This window comes from Serratia sp. C2(1) (genome assembly GCF_036352655.1).
GTDB lineage: Bacteria > Pseudomonadota > Gammaproteobacteria > Enterobacterales > Enterobacteriaceae > Serratia > Serratia inhibens.
Map to the genome: position 1 here is coordinate 348232 of NZ_JAZFBA010000002.1, position 17360 is coordinate 365591.

13 protein-coding genes are annotated in these 17360 nt (G+C 56.9%); 11 read left to right on the plus strand and 2 right to left on the minus strand.

Going from position 1 to position 17360, the window contains the following annotated elements:
- Positions 1–7: 7 nt before the first annotated feature.
- Positions 8–271, minus strand: coding sequence for a 30S ribosomal protein S20 (gene rpsT, locus V2S86_RS17220; RefSeq protein WP_006317535.1), 264 nt, complete (start codon positions 269–271; stop codon positions 8–10).
- Between the two features lie 390 nt (positions 272–661).
- Between rpsT and ribF the strand changes: the two genes are divergently transcribed.
- The 5 genes from ribF (at position 662) to ispH (ending at position 6503) form a co-directional block, all read left to right on the plus strand.
- Entirely contained in the window at positions 662–1600 is a 939-nt protein-coding gene (ribF, locus tag V2S86_RS17225; RefSeq protein WP_212558460.1) for a bifunctional riboflavin kinase/FAD synthetase, read from the plus strand.
- 157 nt (positions 1601–1757) lie between these two features.
- Positions 1758–4574 carry an isoleucine--tRNA ligase gene (gene ileS, locus V2S86_RS17230; protein WP_330763440.1) on the plus strand — a complete coding sequence of 939 codons (2817 nt, stop codon included), beginning with the start codon at positions 1758–1760 and terminating at the stop codon, positions 4572–4574.
- Positions 4575–4587: 13 nt separating this feature from the next.
- A complete protein-coding gene (gene lspA, locus V2S86_RS17235; protein WP_006317538.1) occupies positions 4588–5097 on the plus strand; it encodes a signal peptidase II in 510 nt (169 codons plus the stop codon).
- 1 nt (position 5098) lies between these two features.
- The gene (gene fkpB, locus V2S86_RS17240; protein WP_330763563.1) at positions 5099–5569 is read left to right on the plus strand and encodes an FKBP-type peptidyl-prolyl cis-trans isomerase; all 471 of its coding nucleotides are present in this window, start codon (positions 5099–5101) and stop codon (positions 5567–5569) included.
- Positions 5550–6503 (plus strand): 4-hydroxy-3-methylbut-2-enyl diphosphate reductase, encoded by a 954-nt coding sequence (gene ispH, locus V2S86_RS17245; RefSeq protein WP_330763441.1) that lies wholly within the window; start codon positions 5550–5552, stop codon positions 6501–6503. The genes fkpB and ispH overlap by 20 nt, the downstream gene beginning before the upstream one ends.
- Before the next feature lie 306 nt (positions 6504–6809).
- Here ispH and V2S86_RS17250 read toward each other — a convergent pair whose 3' ends face one another.
- Entirely contained in the window at positions 6810–7733 is a 924-nt protein-coding gene (locus V2S86_RS17250; RefSeq protein ID WP_330763442.1) for a LysR family transcriptional regulator, read from the minus strand.
- Between the two features lie 191 nt (positions 7734–7924).
- Between V2S86_RS17250 and pvcA the strand changes: the two genes are divergently transcribed.
- From pvcA to carB, 6 genes are all read left to right on the plus strand, one after another.
- Positions 7925–8890, plus strand: coding sequence for an L-tyrosine isonitrile synthase (pvcA, locus tag V2S86_RS17255; RefSeq protein ID WP_330763443.1), 966 nt, complete (start codon positions 7925–7927; stop codon positions 8888–8890).
- A gap of 90 nt (positions 8891–8980) precedes the next feature.
- A complete protein-coding gene (locus tag V2S86_RS17260) occupies positions 8981–9844 on the plus strand; it encodes a TauD/TfdA dioxygenase family protein (protein WP_330763444.1) in 864 nt (287 codons plus the stop codon).
- Positions 9845–9867: 23 nt separating this feature from the next.
- Entirely contained in the window at positions 9868–11127 is a 1260-nt protein-coding gene (locus V2S86_RS17265) for a glycosyltransferase (protein ID WP_330763564.1), read from the plus strand.
- A 262-nt stretch (positions 11128–11389) separates the two neighbouring features.
- Positions 11390–12211 carry a 4-hydroxy-tetrahydrodipicolinate reductase gene (gene dapB, locus V2S86_RS17270; RefSeq protein ID WP_330763445.1) on the plus strand — a complete coding sequence of 274 codons (822 nt, stop codon included), beginning with the start codon at positions 11390–11392 and terminating at the stop codon, positions 12209–12211.
- A gap of 471 nt (positions 12212–12682) precedes the next feature.
- Positions 12683–13831 carry a glutamine-hydrolyzing carbamoyl-phosphate synthase small subunit gene (gene carA, locus V2S86_RS17275; protein WP_330763446.1) on the plus strand — a complete coding sequence of 383 codons (1149 nt, stop codon included), beginning with the start codon at positions 12683–12685 and terminating at the stop codon, positions 13829–13831.
- Positions 13832–13987: 156 nt separating this feature from the next.
- Positions 13988–17212, plus strand: a complete 3225-nt coding sequence (gene carB / locus V2S86_RS17280; protein WP_330763447.1) for a carbamoyl-phosphate synthase large subunit — start codon at positions 13988–13990, stop codon at positions 17210–17212.
- The last annotated feature ends 148 nt before the right edge of the window (positions 17213–17360 follow it).

Below are 17360 nucleotides of genomic sequence, written 5' to 3' on the forward strand. Positions count from 1 at the left end.
ACGATGCTTATTGCATTGCGTTGATGCGCGCCGACAGGTTTGACTTATGGCGTGCTGCTTTGTTTTTGTGGATCAGGCCTTTAGCAGCCTTGCGGTCCACGATTGGTTGCATTACGTTGAATGCGTTTTGTGCTACTTCTTTGTCGCCAGCTACGATTGCCGCTTCTACTTTCTTGATGTAGGTACGCATCATTGAACGACCACTAGCGTTATGCTTGCGGCGTTTCTCAGACTGTACGGCGCGTTTCTTAGCTGATTTGATATTAGCCAAGGTCCAACTCCCAAATATATTCTATTGAGGACAATTCGAAGGCCGAGGAATATGCCCTTTTGGCCTGCGTTTGTCAATGAATTTGTGCAAATAAGCGCCGTTTGTACGGGCGGCACTTGCTACGTTGTGATGGCGCAGGATTTTACCAGCTTCGGTCATGGGAATACAGTCTTTCGCGAGAAAATTCGCCAATGATTTGTCGCAGCGGTCGCAAGCCATTGGCCGTAGTCGGTAATCGCGTTTATGGCGCCGGATAAACTGCGGGCAGGGCGTTTCACCTGCCGATTATCTCCGGTATGGTATGTCTATTACATAAAGGCACCAATCGCGGGTTAACCTTAACCGCTGTACAAGGTATAATCCGGCGATTTCCACTGTTTTGAGCCAGCTATGCAGCTAATTCGCGGCGTTCACAATATCCGGGCACGTCACCATGGTTGCGTGCTCACCATCGGCAACTTTGACGGCGTACACCGCGGTCACCAGGCGTTGCTGGAGCAGCTGAAACAAGAAGGGCAGCGCCTCGGGCTGCCAGTGATGGTCATGATCTTTGAGCCGCAGCCGCTGGAAATGTTTGCAGCGGACAAGGCGCCGGCCCGTCTCACGCGTTTGCGTGACAAGGCCAAGTACCTGGCGCAGGCGGGGGTTGATTACCTGCTGTGCGTCAAGTTTGATCCGCGTTTCGCCGCCAACACCGCCCAAGCCTTCGTCGCCGAACTGCTGGTGGAAAAGCTTGGCGTAAAATTCCTGATGGTCGGGGATGATTTTCGCTTTGGCGCAGCTCGCCAGGGCGATTTTCCGCTATTGCAGAAAGCCGGGGAAGAATACGGCTTCGAGGTGATCAGCACGCCGACCTTCCGTGAAGGCGATCAACGCATCAGCAGCACGGCCATTCGCAATGCGCTGCGCGATGACGACCTGGCGCAGGCAGAAGCGCTGCTGGGCCATCCGTACAGCATTTCTGGCCGGGTGGTGCACGGTGATGAACTGGGTCGCACCATTGGCTTCCCGACCGCCAACCTGCCGCTGAAGCGCCTGGTTGCGCCGGTGAAAGGGGTTTATGCAGTGGATGTTTATGGCTTGGGCCCTGAACCGCTCCCGGGCGTGGCCAATATTGGCACGCGCCCAACCGTTGCCGGCGTGCGACAGCAGCTGGAAGTCCACCTGCTGGATGTCACAATGGATCTTTACGGGCGCCATATTGACGTGGTGCTCCGCGCGAAATTGCGCAATGAACAGCGTTTTGCTTCGCTCGATGCGCTGAAGCAGCAAATCGCCAATGATGTGGTGACGGCCCGAAAGTTCTTCGGGTTAAAAACACTGGTTTAATCGTTTACCCTAAACAATTCGAGTTGCATCGCGGCGGCAACTGCGCGAACCCCTGAGGAGCTTGCACAGGCAAGTGATTCGGGTAAGAAAGGGCAGCCAACAAAGATGCAGCTTGAAGTGTGATGGGTAAATAGCCGAAAACGGAAACGAGAATCTCATGAGTGACTACAAGAATACCCTGAACTTGCCGGAAACAGGGTTCCCGATGCGCGGCGATCTCGCCAAGCGTGAACCTGGCATGCTGCAACGTTGGTATGAGCAGGATCTGTACGGGATGATTCGTACTGCCAAAAAGGGCAAAAAATCCTTCATTTTGCATGACGGCCCTCCGTATGCGAACGGCAGCATTCACATTGGTCACTCGGTTAACAAGATTCTCAAAGACATTATTATCAAGTCTAAAGGGATGTCCGGTTTCGACTCGCCTTATATTCCGGGTTGGGACTGCCATGGCCTGCCGATCGAACTGAAAGTAGAGCAGCTGTACGGCAAGCCGGGCGAGAAGCTTACCCCGGCGGAATTCCGTCAGAAATGCCGCGAGTATGCCGCCGAGCAGGTTGAAGGCCAGAAGAAAGACTTCATTCGTCTGGGCGTGCTGGGCGATTGGGATCATCCGTACCTGACCATGGACTTCAAAACCGAAGCCAACATTATCCGCGCGCTGGGCAAGATCATCAGCAACGGCCATCTGCTGAAAGGCGCGAAGCCGGTGCATTGGTGTACCGACTGCGGCTCCTCGCTGGCGGAAGCGGAAGTTGAGTATTACGACAAAACCTCGCCGTCTATCGATGTGGCTTTCCACGCGGTTGACGCGGCTGCCGTGGCGGCCAAATTTGGCGTGACCCAGTTTAACGGTCCGGTTTCTCTGGTTATCTGGACCACGACGCCGTGGACGCTGCCGGCTAACCGCGCTATCTCGCTGCACCCTGAGTTTGCTTATCAGCTGGTGCAGGTTGAAGGTCAGTGCCTGATCCTGGCGGCCGAACTGGTCGAGAGCGTGATGAAACGCGCCGGCATCAGCGAATGGACCGTGTTGGGCAGCTGCAAAGGCGCCGATCTGGAACTGCTGCGCTTCGAACACCCGTTCATGGGCTTCGACGTGCCGGCCATCCTCGGCGAGCACGTCACGCTGGACGCCGGTACCGGTGCGGTGCATACCGCGCCTGGCCACGGCCCGGACGACTTCGTGATCGGCCAGAAATACGGCCTGGAAGTGGCCAACCCGGTAGGGCCGAACGGCTGTTACCTGACCGGCACCTATCCGCTGCTGGATGGCAAGTTCGTGTTCAAGGCCAATGATCTGATCGTCGAGCTGTTGCGTGAGAAAGGGGCGCTGCTGCACGTGGAAAAACTGGTTCACAGCTACCCATGCTGCTGGCGCCACAAGACGCCGATCATTTTCCGCGCTACCCCGCAATGGTTCATCAGCATGGATCAGAAGGGCCTGCGTCAGCAGTCGCTGGAAGAGATCAAGGGCGTGCAGTGGATCCCTGAATGGGGCCAGGCGCGCATTGAAATGATGGTGGCGAACCGCCCGGATTGGTGCATCTCGCGTCAGCGTACCTGGGGCGTGCCGATGTCGCTGTTCGTGCACAAAGATACTGAGCAACTGCACCCGCGCAGCGTTGAGTTGATGGAAGAAGTGGCCAAACGCGTTGAGCAGGACGGCATTCAAGCCTGGTGGGATCTGGACGCGGCCGATATCCTCGGTGCCGACGCTGCCGACTACGTGAAAGTACCTGATACCCTGGACGTGTGGTTCGACTCAGGTTCAACCCACTCTTCGGTCGTGGACGTACGCCCTGAGTTTAACGGCCACGGCGCCGACATGTATCTGGAAGGTTCGGATCAGCATCGCGGCTGGTTCATGTCATCACTGATGATCTCCACCGCCATGAAGGGCAAGGCGCCTTATAAAGAAGTGCTGACCCACGGTTTCACCGTTGACGGCCAGGGCCGCAAGATGTCCAAGTCGATCGGCAACACCGTCAGTCCGCAGGACGTGATGAACAAGCTGGGTGGCGACATCCTGCGTCTGTGGGTGGCCTCGACCGATTACACCGGCGAGATTGCGGTTTCCGATGAAATTCTGAAGCGCTCCGCCGATTCTTACCGCCGTATCCGCAACACCGCGCGCTTCCTGCTGGCCAACCTGAACGGGTTCGAGCCGAGCACCGATTGCGTGGCTCCGGAAGACATGGTGGTGCTGGATCGCTGGGCGGTCGGCCGTGCGCTGGCGGCGCAGCAGGATATCGAGCAGGCTTACGCCAACTACGATTTCCATGAAGTGGTGCAGCGTCTGATGCAGTTCTGTTCGGTCGAGATGGGCTCCTTCTACCTGGACATCATCAAGGATCGTCAGTACACCGCGAAGAGCGACAGCGTCGCCCGCCGCAGCTGCCAGACCGCGTTGTTCCACATCGCAGAAGCATTGGTGCGCTGGATGGCGCCGATCATGTCGTTCACCGCCGACGAAATCTGGGGTTTCCTGCCGGGCAAACGCGCGCAGTACGTGTTCACTGAAGAGTGGTACGACGGCTTGTTCGGCCTGGCCGAAGGCGAAAGCATGAACGATGCCTTCTGGGCCGAGTTGCTGAAAGTGCGTGGCGAAGTGAACAAGGTTCTGGAGCAGGCGCGAGCCGATAAACGCCTTGGCGGTTCTCTGGAAGCGGCGGTAACGCTGTATGCCGACAGCGAGCTGGCTGAGCGCCTTAATAGCCTGCAAGACGAGCTGCGCTTCGTGCTGCTGACCTCGGCGGCACAGGTTGCACCTCTGGCGGATGCGCCGGCGGACGCGCAGGAATCGGAACTGGTGAAAGGTCTGAAGATTGCCTTCAGCACGGCAGAAGGCGAGAAATGCCCGCGTTGCTGGCATTACACTACTGACATCGGCCTGGTGGCGGATCACGCAGACATCTGCGGCCGCTGTGTGATCAACGTAGCCGGCGACGGCGAAAAGCGTAACTACGCCTGAGAACAAGTGCCCGATGAGTAAACCAATCTGTTCGACCGGCCTGCGTTGGCTATGGGTGATGGTAGTGGTGCTGGTACTGGATTTTGCCAGCAAGCAGTGGATCCTCGGTAACTTCGTGCTGGGCCAGTCCCAGCCGTTGATCCCGTCGTTCAATCTGTTCTATGCGCGCAACTACGGTGCCGCATTCAGCTTCCTCGCCGATCACGGCGGCTGGCAGCGCTGGTTCTTCGCCGGCATCGCCATCGCCATCGTGGCGGTGCTGCTGGTGATGATGTACCGCAGCCAGGCGCAGCAGAAGCTGAACAACATCGCCTATGCTTTTATCATCGGCGGTGCGCTCGGCAACCTGTTTGATCGTCTTTGGCACGGTTTCGTGGTCGATTTTATCGATTTCTATGTGGGCAACTGGCATTACCCGACCTTCAACCTGGCGGATAGCTTTATCTGCGTGGGGGCGGCGATGATTGTGCTGGAAGGTTTCCTGTCGCCGGCGAGCAAAGGCGCAAAGAGTAAAGGTGAGTAATATGACGGCTCAGGTTAACGGTGACAGCGCCGTACTGGTTCATTTCACGCTGAAACTGGAAGACGGCTCAACGGCAGAGTCGACCCGCGGTAACGGTAAACCGGCGTTGTTCCGCCTGGGGGACGGCAGCCTGTCGGCCCCCTTGGAAGAGCAACTGCTCGGCCTGCGTGTGGGCGACAAATGCGCCTTTACCCTGCAGCCGGAAGCGGCGTTCGGCGCAGAGAATCCGGATCTGGTCCAGTTTTTTTCACGCCGTGATTTCGCGGAAACCGGGGTGCCGGACGTAGGCACCATCATGCTGTTTACCGCCATCGACGGCAGCGAAATGCCGGGTGTGGTGCGTGAAGTAGCGGAAGAGTCGATTACCGTTGATTTCAACCATCCGTTGGCGGGCCATCCGGTGAGCTTCGATATCGAAGTGCTGGAGATTGACCCGCAGCAGGAGGAGACGCATGCAAATATTGCTGGCTAACCCACGCGGATTTTGCGCCGGGGTTGATCGTGCGATCAGTATCGTTGAGCGCGCGCTGGAGATTTACGGCGCGCCTATCTACGTGCGTCACGAAGTGGTGCATAACCGCTACGTGGTGGACAGCCTGCGCGAGCGTGGGGCGGTGTTCATCGAAGAGATTGCCGAAGTGCCGGACGGGTCGATTCTGATCTTCTCGGCGCACGGGGTTTCCCAGGCGGTGCGGGCAGAAGCCAAAGCCCGTGATCTGACCATGCTGTTTGACGCGACCTGCCCGCTGGTGACCAAGGTGCATATGGAGGTGGCGCGAGCCAGCCGCCGGGGTACCGAGGCGATCCTGATTGGCCATGCCGGCCATCCGGAAGTGGAAGGCACCATGGGCCAGTACAGCAACCCGAAAGGCGGCATGTATTTGGTGGAATCGCCGGAAGACGTGTGGCAGCTGCGGGTGAAGGACGAAAGCAACCTGTGCTTTATGACGCAGACTACGCTGTCGGTGGATGACACCTCAGAAGTGATCGATGCCCTGCGCCAGCGTTTTCCGAGCATTATCGGGCCGCGCAAGGACGACATCTGCTATGCCACGACTAACCGTCAGGAAGCGGTGCGCAACCTGGCCGGCGATGCGGATGTGGTGCTGGTGGTCGGGTCGAAGAACTCTTCCAACTCCAACCGTCTGGCCGAGTTGGCTCAGCGCGTCGGCAAGCCGGCGTACCTGATCGACTCCGCGGCGGATATTCAGGAAGTCTGGCTAAAAAACGCCAGTAACATCGGCGTGACCGCCGGGGCTTCGGCGCCGGACGTGCTGGTTCAGGATGTCATCAGCCGCCTGAGAGCCATGGGCGGTGTGGATGTGCATGAAGTCAGCGGCCGTGAAGAGAATATCGTATTTGAAGTGCCGAAAGAACTGCGTGTTGATATCAGACAGGTCGAATAAGCTTTTTGGCAAAAGTGTTACCACGGGGGGCTACGGCTCCCCGTTTTGCATTTAGGGGATAAGCAGCGGGAAAATAGCAGAGTTTGGAAATAGACATGAGTTGATTCAAATTTTCTGTTACTTAAAGCCAAGTTCGTTCTGACTATTTGAATTAATATTGGATAAACGCTTATATTGGCGAAAATAAAGTTATTAAGGATGATATCATTAGGCTGCAATCTAAAAATAATGTACTGGTGCTGGTCAGCAATCGGCTGAAAAGTTAAAAAACTAAAGTAATTAGCGTTACAGATACTTCTTATTTAATTAAGTGCGTAACTGGTCTACGGAATTTTGCTCTTTTTCTTTTAAATGGATTTTCATATGCTCCAGTAAACGGCGAACCTTTAATGGTTGGCTGTCCCGGCGCGGCATAATCGCATAGCAATTAATCTCCGGCAACCGCCATTCAGGCAACACTTCCACCAAATCACCGCTGCGCAATTCACGTTCAACATTGACAAAGAAATTACGGATAATCCCCTTGCCGGCCAGCGCCAATTCTTTCATCGCCATGCCGTTATTGGTAAATAAGCGCCCGGTCATGCGTAACCGGTGTTCATCGCCGTTCGCGTGGATCAGCCTGACAAATTGCGGGTTCCCCAAAGGGGTGAACGTGACCCATTGATGGCGGGTCAGCGCCTGTGGAGTCTCCGGCACGCCGTGGCCGGCAAGGTAGGTGGGAGAGGCGCACAACACTTCGCGAAAGCGCGCCAGGCGGGTGGAGACGTAGCTGGAATCGGCCAGCACGCCGCCACGGATCGCCAAATCTATCCGCTGGCCTATCAGGTCGATTTTTTCGTCATGGATTTCCAGCCGTAGCGTGATGCGCGGGTGTTCATCCAGGAAACTTTGCAACGCCGGCACCAGATAATGGGTGGCGAACTCCGTGGAGGTGGCGACGCGCAGCTCACCGGCCAGTTCGCCACGCAGTGCGGCAATACGCTGTTGACCCCGCTCGGCGGCATGGATCATCAACACGCAATCCTCATAAAAACACAGACCGGCCTCGGTCAGGCTCAGTGAGCGGGTAGAGCGCAGAAGCAATTGAATGCCCAGTTCGTTTTCCAGCTGGCGGATATGCTGGCTAACGGCTGAGGTGGTAATGCCTAATTCTTTGGCTGCCATGCTGAACGCGCCGCAATCGACAACTTTAGAAAAAATAGCCATGCGTTTTAGAATATTACTCATAGTTTGTTAAGGACAACTTAACCAAGATTGCAAATTATAAGGGCTAATAATATAGCATTATCTCTTCTATATTTCCTGAAGCAGATAAACGCCACGGTGAGACTTATTGCCGGTGCGTCATTCCTCTTTTTGATAAGTCTTATTGCGTTTGCCAATAAGTTTCTTACGCCACATCTGAACAGGAGTTAATTGTGGATAATGCCCATATTGAAACCGTGTCATTAAAAATTTTGCATGAGCTATTACAATATCGGCGTCGTTTTCTTGGCCTGGAAGCGTCAAATACTGAGGAAGAGCGGGTCGTTTCTCAGGTGCAATTGCCGCGTATTCGGGCATTCATTGCAAACAATCAGCGTCTCGAATTTGTGCTGCCGGCCTTCCCGACAAAATCGCCCAATACCAATAAAGTGATCGGCGCGGTTCCCGATATGGCGGAACGGCTATCGCTGATATTCCTTAATTCTCTCTGTCAGCGCATCCAGCTTTATTACCCGCCGGGAGCGCATATCGTGATCTGCTCTGATGGCCATGTGTTCGGCGATTTGATCCGCGTCAGCGACGAGGCCATCAACCATTATCAGCGCGAAATTGAAAACCTGCTGCACGAGGTGGGGGCGACGCACCTGAGCGTATTCAACCTGGGTGACGTCGAAGGGCTGGCGGAACATACCGACGACTACGATCTGCTGCGTCAACTGCTGGTCGACGGCTACGCCGAACCTGAGGAGGCCATCAAGCAGCAACTGATGCAGGACGAACAGGGGCTGCAGCTGTATCGCGCCATTACCCGTTTTCTGTATGAAGACAGCCAGTTGCCGGGTTACAGCGGCTCCAACGCAGCGTTGCAGAAAGACGCCAAACAGCGCGCCTGCGGCGTGATACAGCGCAGTTGGGCCTGGGGTAACCTGCTGGCTCAACATTTCCCGGCGGCGATACGCCTGTCGATCCACCCGCAACCCGCTGACAGCCTGAAAATGGGCATCCATATGATGCCGACCAAAGACGACTGGCTGACGCCGTGGCACGGTGTGGCGGCAAACGTCAATGGCCAGTTCGTGCTGATGAAGCGCAAAGACGCTCAGCAACTGGCGGGTGAGCTGGTAGCGATCCGCGGCACGCCAAGCCATTACCTGATCGAACAGCCTCAGGTGGCGTAACACGCCAGGTTACGCCCGCCACGTTGGCGGGCGTGTTTTAACGGCACGGTTGCCGTGTGAGCAGCAAATTCGCTTCAAGGAGAGCCACCGATGGACAATCAACAACTGAATTGCCGCATTGAACTGAATACCCCGTTTGGCGTAGTGCTGACCCCGCAACATCCCGGGCAACAGATCGGCGAACTGCCGGTAGCGGCGCTGCGCGCGCTGGCGCAAAGGCACCATCTGCTGGTGCTGCGCGGTTTCGACTCCGGCTTTACCGATCCTCAGGTGCTGGCCCGCTATGCCGGCGGTTGGGGAGAGATCATGATGTGGCCGTTCGGCGCGGTGCTGGACGTGAAGGAGCACCCGGACGCCAAAGATCATATCTTCGACAGCAGCTACGTCCCGTTGCACTGGGATGGCATGTACAAACCGACCATTCCGGAGTTTCAGTTATTCCACTGCGTGGCGGCACCGTCGCAGGATGAAGGCGGCCGCACCACCTTTGTCGATACTACGCGGCTACTGGCCAGTGCCGATGAGTCGCTGCTGGCGCAGTGGCTGAAGGTGTCTATTTCTTATCGGATCAAGCAAGTGGTCCACTATGGCGGCGAGGTCTGTTCGCCGCTGGTGGTGACGCATCCGAGCGGCAGCGGGTTGATCATGCGCTACAACGAACCGCCGACGGAGGGCAAGAAGTTCCTTAACCAGCATGCGCTTGAATATCATGGCGTGCCGCAAGAAGAGCAAGAGGCTTTCCATCAGACTCTGCAGCAGCATCTCTACGATCCTCGCCATTATTACGCTCACCCGTGGCAGCAGGGCGATGTGGTGGTGGCGGATAACTTCTCGCTGCTGCACGGACGTGAAGGTTTCACCGCCCGCTCCGCTCGTCATCTGCAGCGCGTGCATATTCAGAGCAACCCGGTGTGCGCCAACCTGGCGCTGAAGCCGGCCAACGCAGAGGCATAACGGAACATATGGCAAGGATACTGATGGCGGCCGTCGCCACCCCAGGGCACGTTTACCCGATGCTGGGGATTGCCCGCTACCTGATTGCGCAGGGCCACCGGGTACGGGTGATGACCGGTGCGCTGTTCCGCGAACGTGCCGAAGCGGCGGGGGCGCAGTTTGTGCCCTTCGATGCGCAGGTGGATTTCGATTATCGCTATCTGGAGCGGCATTTTCCCGAACGCGCCGCGCTGCCGCCGGGCAATGCGCAGATGGCGTTGGCGCTGAAAGATTTCTTCGCCGCGCCGATCCCGTTGCTGGACCGGCAACTGAGGGCGGCGATAGCCGCCGAGGCGACCGATCTGCTGATGGTGGAAAACTGCTTTTACGGGGTATTGCCGCTGTTGCAGGCAACTGATCGTCTGCCGGTGATAGGTATTGGCGTGACGCCGTTGGCGTATTCTTCACGCGATTCCATCTTCTACGGGCCGCGCATTCCCCCGGCGCTGTTGCCGCATGAACTGCGACGTGAACAGCTGGTGGATGAAGCCACCCGCGTGTTGCTCGATGAGGTACAGCAGAGTTTCAATACCGCAATGGTGCAATCTGGTGGCGGGCCGTTGCAACAGCCGTTCACGGATGCGTTGATAGGTGGCTGCGATCGCTTTTTGCAACTGGCTACCCCGGCGCTGGAGTATCCGCGCGAGGATCTGCCGGCAGGCGTGCGATTTATCGGCCCGTTGCGCGGTGCCGCGGCGGCACCGCAAGACGGGGGAGAGTGGGATGAAGCGGATCCTCGGCCGTTGGTTATCGTGACGCAGGGTACGTTGGCGAATGTCGATCTGCACCAGTTGATTGTTCCGACGCTAACAGCGTTGGCGGAATTACCGGTGCGGGTGCTGGCGACCACCGGCGGTCGCTCGGTTGACGGAGTGCCGGCGCAACGGCCGGACAACGCCAGAGTACGGGAGTTTATCTCTTTCGAGCACTGGCTGCCGCAGGCGGCGCTGTTGATCACCAATGGCGGTTATGGCTCGATCAACTACGCGCTGGATCATGGCGTGCCCTTGATTGTCGCCGGTACCGGTGAAGATAAGCTCGAGGCGGCCTCTCGGGTGGTGGCTGCGGGCTGCGGCATTAACCTGCAGACCAGCGAGCCGGATGAAGCGCAACTGCGGCAGGCCGTGCAGCAGATCCTGTCGCAGCCGATTTATCGGCAGCGCGCGGCGTTGGTACAGGCCGACTATGCCCGCCATGATGCATTGGCGGCGATTGCCGAAGAGGTGGCAGCCTTGACCGGCTGAAAGCCGTCATCGAGTTCCTTTGGGTGCCCTCTGCGGCGCCTTTTTTATGCGGTTTTTTCTCATCAAATTTGCATGATTATGTACAATTGAAAAACGGGTTTTATTTGACCGGTTGTTAACCCATTGACAACATTACTGATGAAAAGCGGGGGATATCATAATTTTCTAATTATGAAATGAATCTTCTGGCGGTGATCCTGTGGGGCAGTTACCCTAAACCTATAGCCTATGGAGTAGGCGTCTAATCAAGAAGAGAGCAAGCATGACTGATTCACAAATCCGCATTGCGATTGCGGGTTCCGGCGGCCGCATGGGGCGCCAACTGATCCAGGCGGTACATCAGACGCAGGGCGTTGTGCTGGGGGCTGCGGTGTCGCGTCCGGGTTCAAGCCTGATCGGCACCGATGCCGGTGAACTGGCGGGCGTGGGCGCGCTGGGCGTTACCGTCAGCGACAGCCTGGAAAAGGTGGTCGATGACTTCGATATTCTGATCGACTTCACCCGCCCGGAAAGCACGCTGGCGTACCTGGCTTTCTGCGTCGAACATAACAAGGCGGTGGTGATCGGCACCACCGGTTTTGACGATGCAGGCAAAGCGGCCATCCGCGCCGCCGCGCAACAGATTGGCATCGTGTTCGCCGCCAATTTCAGCGTGGGTGTCAACCTGGTGCTGAAACTGTTGGAAAAAGCCGCTCAGGTGATGGGCGACTACACCGACATTGAGATTGTTGAAGCGCACCACCGCCATAAAGTGGATGCTCCTTCGGGCACTGCGTTGGCCATGGGCGAGGCGATTGCCGGTGCGCTGGGGCGTGACTTGAAAGAGTGCGCCGTCTATGCGCGCGAAGGGTATACCGGCGAGCGCGATCCCAAGAGCATAGGTTTTGCCACCATTCGCGCCGGCGATATCGTCGGGGAGCATACCGCCATGTTTGCCGACATCGGAGAGCGGGTGGAAATCACCCATAAAGCCTCCAGTCGCATGACTTTTGCCAGTGGTGCGGTTCGGGCGGCATCTTGGCTGCATAGTCACGATAAAGGCCTGTTTGATATGCGCGACGTGCTCGGTCTGGACCAGTTATAATCAATTTGAATACCATCGTGATGTGGTTGTATTGATCATAATACTATGATTAACGGACAATAATTTTATTGTCCTTTTTTTTAACATTAAAAATGATTGGTTTGGTTTGATATATTGCTGTGATGCTTTTTTTTTTATGGTTTTCTTGCATTTTTTCGTCAAAAATTTCTCTTTTCGATGTTTTTCAATCAGGAATGAGCCTTTGGAAACGCACTTTTTCGTCATTCTTCCTCGCAACCGTTTACTCACCCGAGTTTAGCTGGGTTTTTATGGCTGCTGACCCTATTAAACGTTGAGAAGTGCAAAAATAAGAGAAAAAATGGCGCTTTGGGTAGACAAGCGGAGCACTCATCATTAAAATGCGCCCAATTTGCCAAAAATTGGCCTTGAGGGCGGTTTTTGCATTGATTTAGATCGCGATATCTGAATTAATATGCAAATATTGTGATTGATTATTCCTCGGAGGGTGTTTTGATTAAGTCAGCGCTATTGGTTCTGGAAGACGGAACCCAATTCCACGGTCGGGCCATCGGGGCAGAGGGTACGGCAGTGGGGGAAGTGGTCTTCAATACGTCGATGACCGGCTATCAAGAAATCCTCACTGATCCTTCCTACTCTCGCCAGATCGTTACTCTTACTTATCCTCATATCGGCAATGTCGGCACCAATGCTTCCGACGCAGAATCCTCCGCGGTACACGCCCAAGGCCTCGTCATTCGTGATCTCCCTTTGATTGCCAGCAACTACCGCAGCGAAGAAGGCCTGTCTGAATACCTGAAGCGTCACAACATCGTGGCGATTGCCGATATCGATACCCGCAAGCTGACCCGCCTGCTGCGCGAGAAAGGCGCACAGAACGGCTGCATCATCGCCGCCGACTCGCCGGACGCCGCGCTGGCGCTGGCCAAGGCGCAGGGTTTCCCGGGGTTGAAAGGCATGGACCTGGCGAAAGAAGTGACCACCAAAGAAGCCTACAGCTGGCAGCAGGGTAGCTGGACGCTTGAAGGCGACCTGCCGGAAGCCAAGCCGGCCTCCGAGCTGCCGTTCCACGTGGTGGCTTACGACTACGGCGCCAAGCGCAACATCCTGCGCATGTTGGTGGATCGCGGCTGCCGCCTGACGGTCGTGCCGGCGCAGACCCCGGCAGATGAAGTATTGAAGATGAATCCGGACGGCATTTTCCTGTCCAACGGCCCGGGCGACCCTGAGCCTTGCGATTACGCCATCACCGCCATCAAACAGTTCCTGGAAACCGACATTCCGGTGTTCGGCATCTGCCTCGGCCACCAGTTGCTGGCGCTGGCCAGCGGTGCGAAAACCGTGAAGATGAAGCTGGGCCACCACGGCGGCAACCATCCGGTGAAAGATCTGGATAACGACTGCGTGATGATCACCGCACAGAACCACGGTTTTGCGGTTGACGAAAATAACCTGCCGGCCGAACTGCGCGTAACGCACAAATCGCTGTTCGACCATACGGTGCAGGGCATTCACCGCACCGACAAAGCGGCGTTCAGCTTCCAGGGCCACCCGGAAGCCAGCCCGGGCCCGCACGACGCCGCGCCGCTGTTCGACCACTTTATCGAACTGATCGAGACTTACCGTTCTAACGCCAAATAATCAAGAACATGTTTAGTCTCGTCGCGAGCGAAGGTCAGGCAAGGAAAAAATAGGCGAAAAAGCAGAGTTTACACTCAGTAAATGAGCATTTTGAGCCGGTTTTGACGAAGCATCACCGAGCGCAGCAGAGAGTAAACGGGTTCGAGGAGCAAAAAAGTGCCAAAACGTACAGACATAAAAAGCATCCTGATCCTCGGCGCTGGCCCGATTGTCATCGGCCAGGCGTGTGAGTTCGACTATTCGGGTGCCCAGGCGTGTAAAGCGCTGCGCGAAGAGGGTTACCGGGTCATTCTGGTGAACTCCAACCCGGCCACCATCATGACCGACCCGGAAATGGCCGATGCGACCTACATCGAGCCGATCCACTGGGAAGTGGTGCGTAAAATCATCGAAAAAGAGCGCCCGGATGCGGTATTGCCGACCATGGGGGGCCAGACCGCGCTGAACTGTGCGCTGGAGCTGGAGCGTCAGGGCGTGCTGGCCGAATTCGGCGTGACCATGATTGGCGCCACGGCCGATGCTATCGATAAAGCCGAAGACCGCCGCCGTTTTGACGTGGCGATGAAGAAAATCGGTCTGGATACTGCGCGTTCCGGTATCGCACATAATATGGAAGAAGCGCTGGCGGTTGCCGCCGACGTTGGCTTCCCGTGCATCATCCGTCCTTCCTTTACCATGGGCGGCACCGGTGGCGGCATCGCTTACAACCGCGAAGAGTTCGAAGAGATCTGCGAGCGCGGCCTGGATCTGTCGCCAACCAAAGAGCTGTTGATCGACGAATCGCTGATCGGCTGGAAAGAGTACGAAATGGAGGTGGTGCGCGATAAGAACGATAACTGCATCATCGTCTGCTCTATCGAAAACTTCGACGCCATGGGCATCCATACCGGTGACTCCATCACCGTAGCACCGGCGCAAACGCTGACCGACAAAGAATACCAAATCATGCGTAACGCCTCGATGGCGGTGCTGCGTGAAATCGGCGTGGAAACCGGCGGTTCCAACGTGCAGTTCTCGGTTAACCCGAAAAACGGTCGCCTGATCGTCATCGAAATGAACCCGCGCGTGTCCCGTTCTTCTGCGCTGGCCTCAAAAGCCACCGGCTTCCCGATTGCCAAAATCGCCGCCAAGCTGGCTGTGGGTTATACCCTCGACGAACTGATGAACGACATCACCGGCGGCCGCACGCCGGCGTCGTTTGAGCCGTCCATCGACTACGTGGTGACCAAAATTCCTCGCTTTAACTTCGAGAAATTTGCCGGCGCCAACGACCGCCTGACCACCCAAATGAAATCCGTCGGCGAAGTGATGGCGATTGGCCGCACTCAGCAAGAGTCGCTGCAGAAAGCGCTGCGCGGTCTGGAAGTGGGCGCCACCGGCTTCGACCCGAAAGTGAGCCTGGACGATCCGGAAGCGCTGACCAAAATCCGTCGCGAACTGAAAGATGCCGGTTGTGACCGTATCTGGTACATCGCGGACGCGTTCCGTGCCGGCATGTCGGTAGACGGCGTGTTTAACCTGACCAACGTCGACCGCTGGTTCCTGGTGCAGATTGAAGAACTGGTGCGCCTGGAAGAGCAGGTTGCCGAATCCGGCATCAACGGCCTGACCCAGGAATTCCTGCGTACCCTGAAGCGTAAAGGCTTCGCCGATGCGCGCCTGGCCACGTTGGCCGGCGTAGCCGAGAGCGAAATCCGCAAGCTGCGCCACGGTTATGGCCTGCACCCGGTTTACAAGCGTGTGGATACCTGTGCGGCGGAATTCGCCACCGACACCGCCTACATGTACTCCACTTATGAAGAAGAGTGCGAGTCCAACCCGACCAACGACCGTCCGAAAGTGATGGTGCTGGGCGGTGGCCCGAACCGTATCGGCCAGGGCATCGAGTTCGACTACTGCTGCGTGCACGCCTCGTTGGCGCTGCGTGAAGACGGTTACGAGACCATCATGGTCAACTGCAACCCGGAAACCGTCTCCACCGACTACGACACGTCCGACCGCCTGTATTTCGAGCCGGTGACGCTGGAAGACGTGCTGGAAATCGTGCGCATCGAGAAGCCGAAAGGCGTGATCGTGCAGTACGGCGGCCAGACTCCGCTGAAACTGGCGCGTGAGCTGGAAGCTGCGGGCGTGCCGATTATCGGCACCAGCCCGGATGCGATTGACCGTGCCGAAGACCGTGAGCGTTTCCAGCAGGCGGTACACCGTCTGGGCCTGAAACAGCCGGCCAATGCCACCGTTGCCACCATCGAACAGGCGGTAGAGAAAGCGGCCGGCATCGGTTACCCGCTGGTGGTACGCCCTTCCTACGTGCTGGGCGGCCGTGCGATGGAGATCGTTTACGACGAAATCGACCTGCGCCGTTACTTCCAGAACGCCGTCAGCGTATCCAACGATGCGCCAGTGCTGCTGGACCGCTTCCTGGATGATGCGGTAGAAGTGGACGTCGATGCCATTTGCGACGGTGAGCGCGTGCTGATTGGCGGCATCATGGAGCATATCGAACAGGCGGGCGTGCACTCCGGTGACTCCGCCTGCTCACTGCCGGCCTACACCCTGAGCAAAGAGATTCAGGACGTGATGCGCCAACAGGTTGAGAAACTGGCGTTCGAATTGCAGGTGCGCGGTCTGATGAACGTACAGTTCGCGGTGAAGAACAACGAAGTCTACCTGATCGAAGTCAACCCGCGCGCCGCGCGTACCGTGCCGTTCGTTTCCAAAGCCACCGGCGTGCCGCTGGCGAAGGTAGCCGCCCGGGTCATGGCGGGCAAAACGCTGGCCGAGCAGGGCGTAACGGAAGAAGTTATCCCGCCTTACTATTCAGTGAAAGAAGTGGTGCTGCCGTTCAACAAGTTCCCTGGCGTCGACCCGATTTTGGGGCCGGAAATGCGTTCTACCGGGGAAGTGATGGGGGTTGGCCGGACCTTCGCGGAAGCCTTCTCCAAGGCCATGCTCGGCAGCCAGTCAGGCATGAAGAAACAAGGCCGTGCGCTGCTGTCGGTACGTGAAGGCGATAAGGCCCGCGTGGTGGATCTGGCGGCAAGCCTGCTGAAACAGGGCTTCGAGCTGGACGCGACCCACGGCACTGCGGTCGTGCTGGGCGAAGCGGGCATTAACCCGCGTCTGGTCAACAAGGTGCATGAAGGCCGTCCGCACATTCAGGACCGTATCAAGAATGGCGAGTACACCTACATCGTGAACACCACGGCCGGTCGCCAGGCGATTGAAGATTCCAAGCTGATTCGCCGCAGCGCGCTGCAGTATAAGGTGCATTACGACACCACCCTGAACGGCGGCTTTGCCACCGCGATGGCACTGAAGGCGGATCCGACCGAGCAGGTTAGCTCGGTGCAGGAACTGCACGCTCGCATCACCAAGTGATCCGGTGACGCCGTAATGCCCGAGGGCGCTGCATATGCAGCGCCCTTATTTTTTGATCTTGTTCAGGAAATTTGTTGCCTTGAATTAGAAATTTCCGCTATCAATCATTCAGCAAACTGTCACGCTGTGTGATTGGTATATGCTTGAT

Bases quoted from the DNA above. Each gene is read 5' to 3' on its own strand.
- ribF (WP_212558460.1), top strand. From the start codon at position 662: ATGCAGCTAATTCGCGGCGTTCACAATATCCGGGCACGTCACCATGGT.
- ileS (WP_330763440.1), top strand. From the start codon at position 1,758: ATGAGTGACTACAAGAATACCCTGAACTTGCCGGAAACAGGGTTCCCG.
- lspA (WP_006317538.1), top strand. From the start codon at position 4,588: ATGAGTAAACCAATCTGTTCGACCGGCCTGCGTTGGCTATGGGTGATG.
- fkpB (WP_330763563.1), top strand. From the start codon at position 5,099: ATGACGGCTCAGGTTAACGGTGACAGCGCCGTACTGGTTCATTTCACG.
- ispH (WP_330763441.1), top strand. From the start codon at position 5,550: ATGCAAATATTGCTGGCTAACCCACGCGGATTTTGCGCCGGGGTTGAT.
- V2S86_RS17250 (WP_330763442.1), bottom strand. From the start codon at position 7,733: ATGAGTAATATTCTAAAACGCATGGCTATTTTTTCTAAAGTTGTCGAT.
- V2S86_RS17260 (WP_330763444.1), top strand. From the start codon at position 8,981: ATGGACAATCAACAACTGAATTGCCGCATTGAACTGAATACCCCGTTT.
- V2S86_RS17265 (WP_330763564.1), top strand. From the start codon at position 9,868: ATGGCGGCCGTCGCCACCCCAGGGCACGTTTACCCGATGCTGGGGATT.
- dapB (WP_330763445.1), top strand. From the start codon at position 11,390: ATGACTGATTCACAAATCCGCATTGCGATTGCGGGTTCCGGCGGCCGC.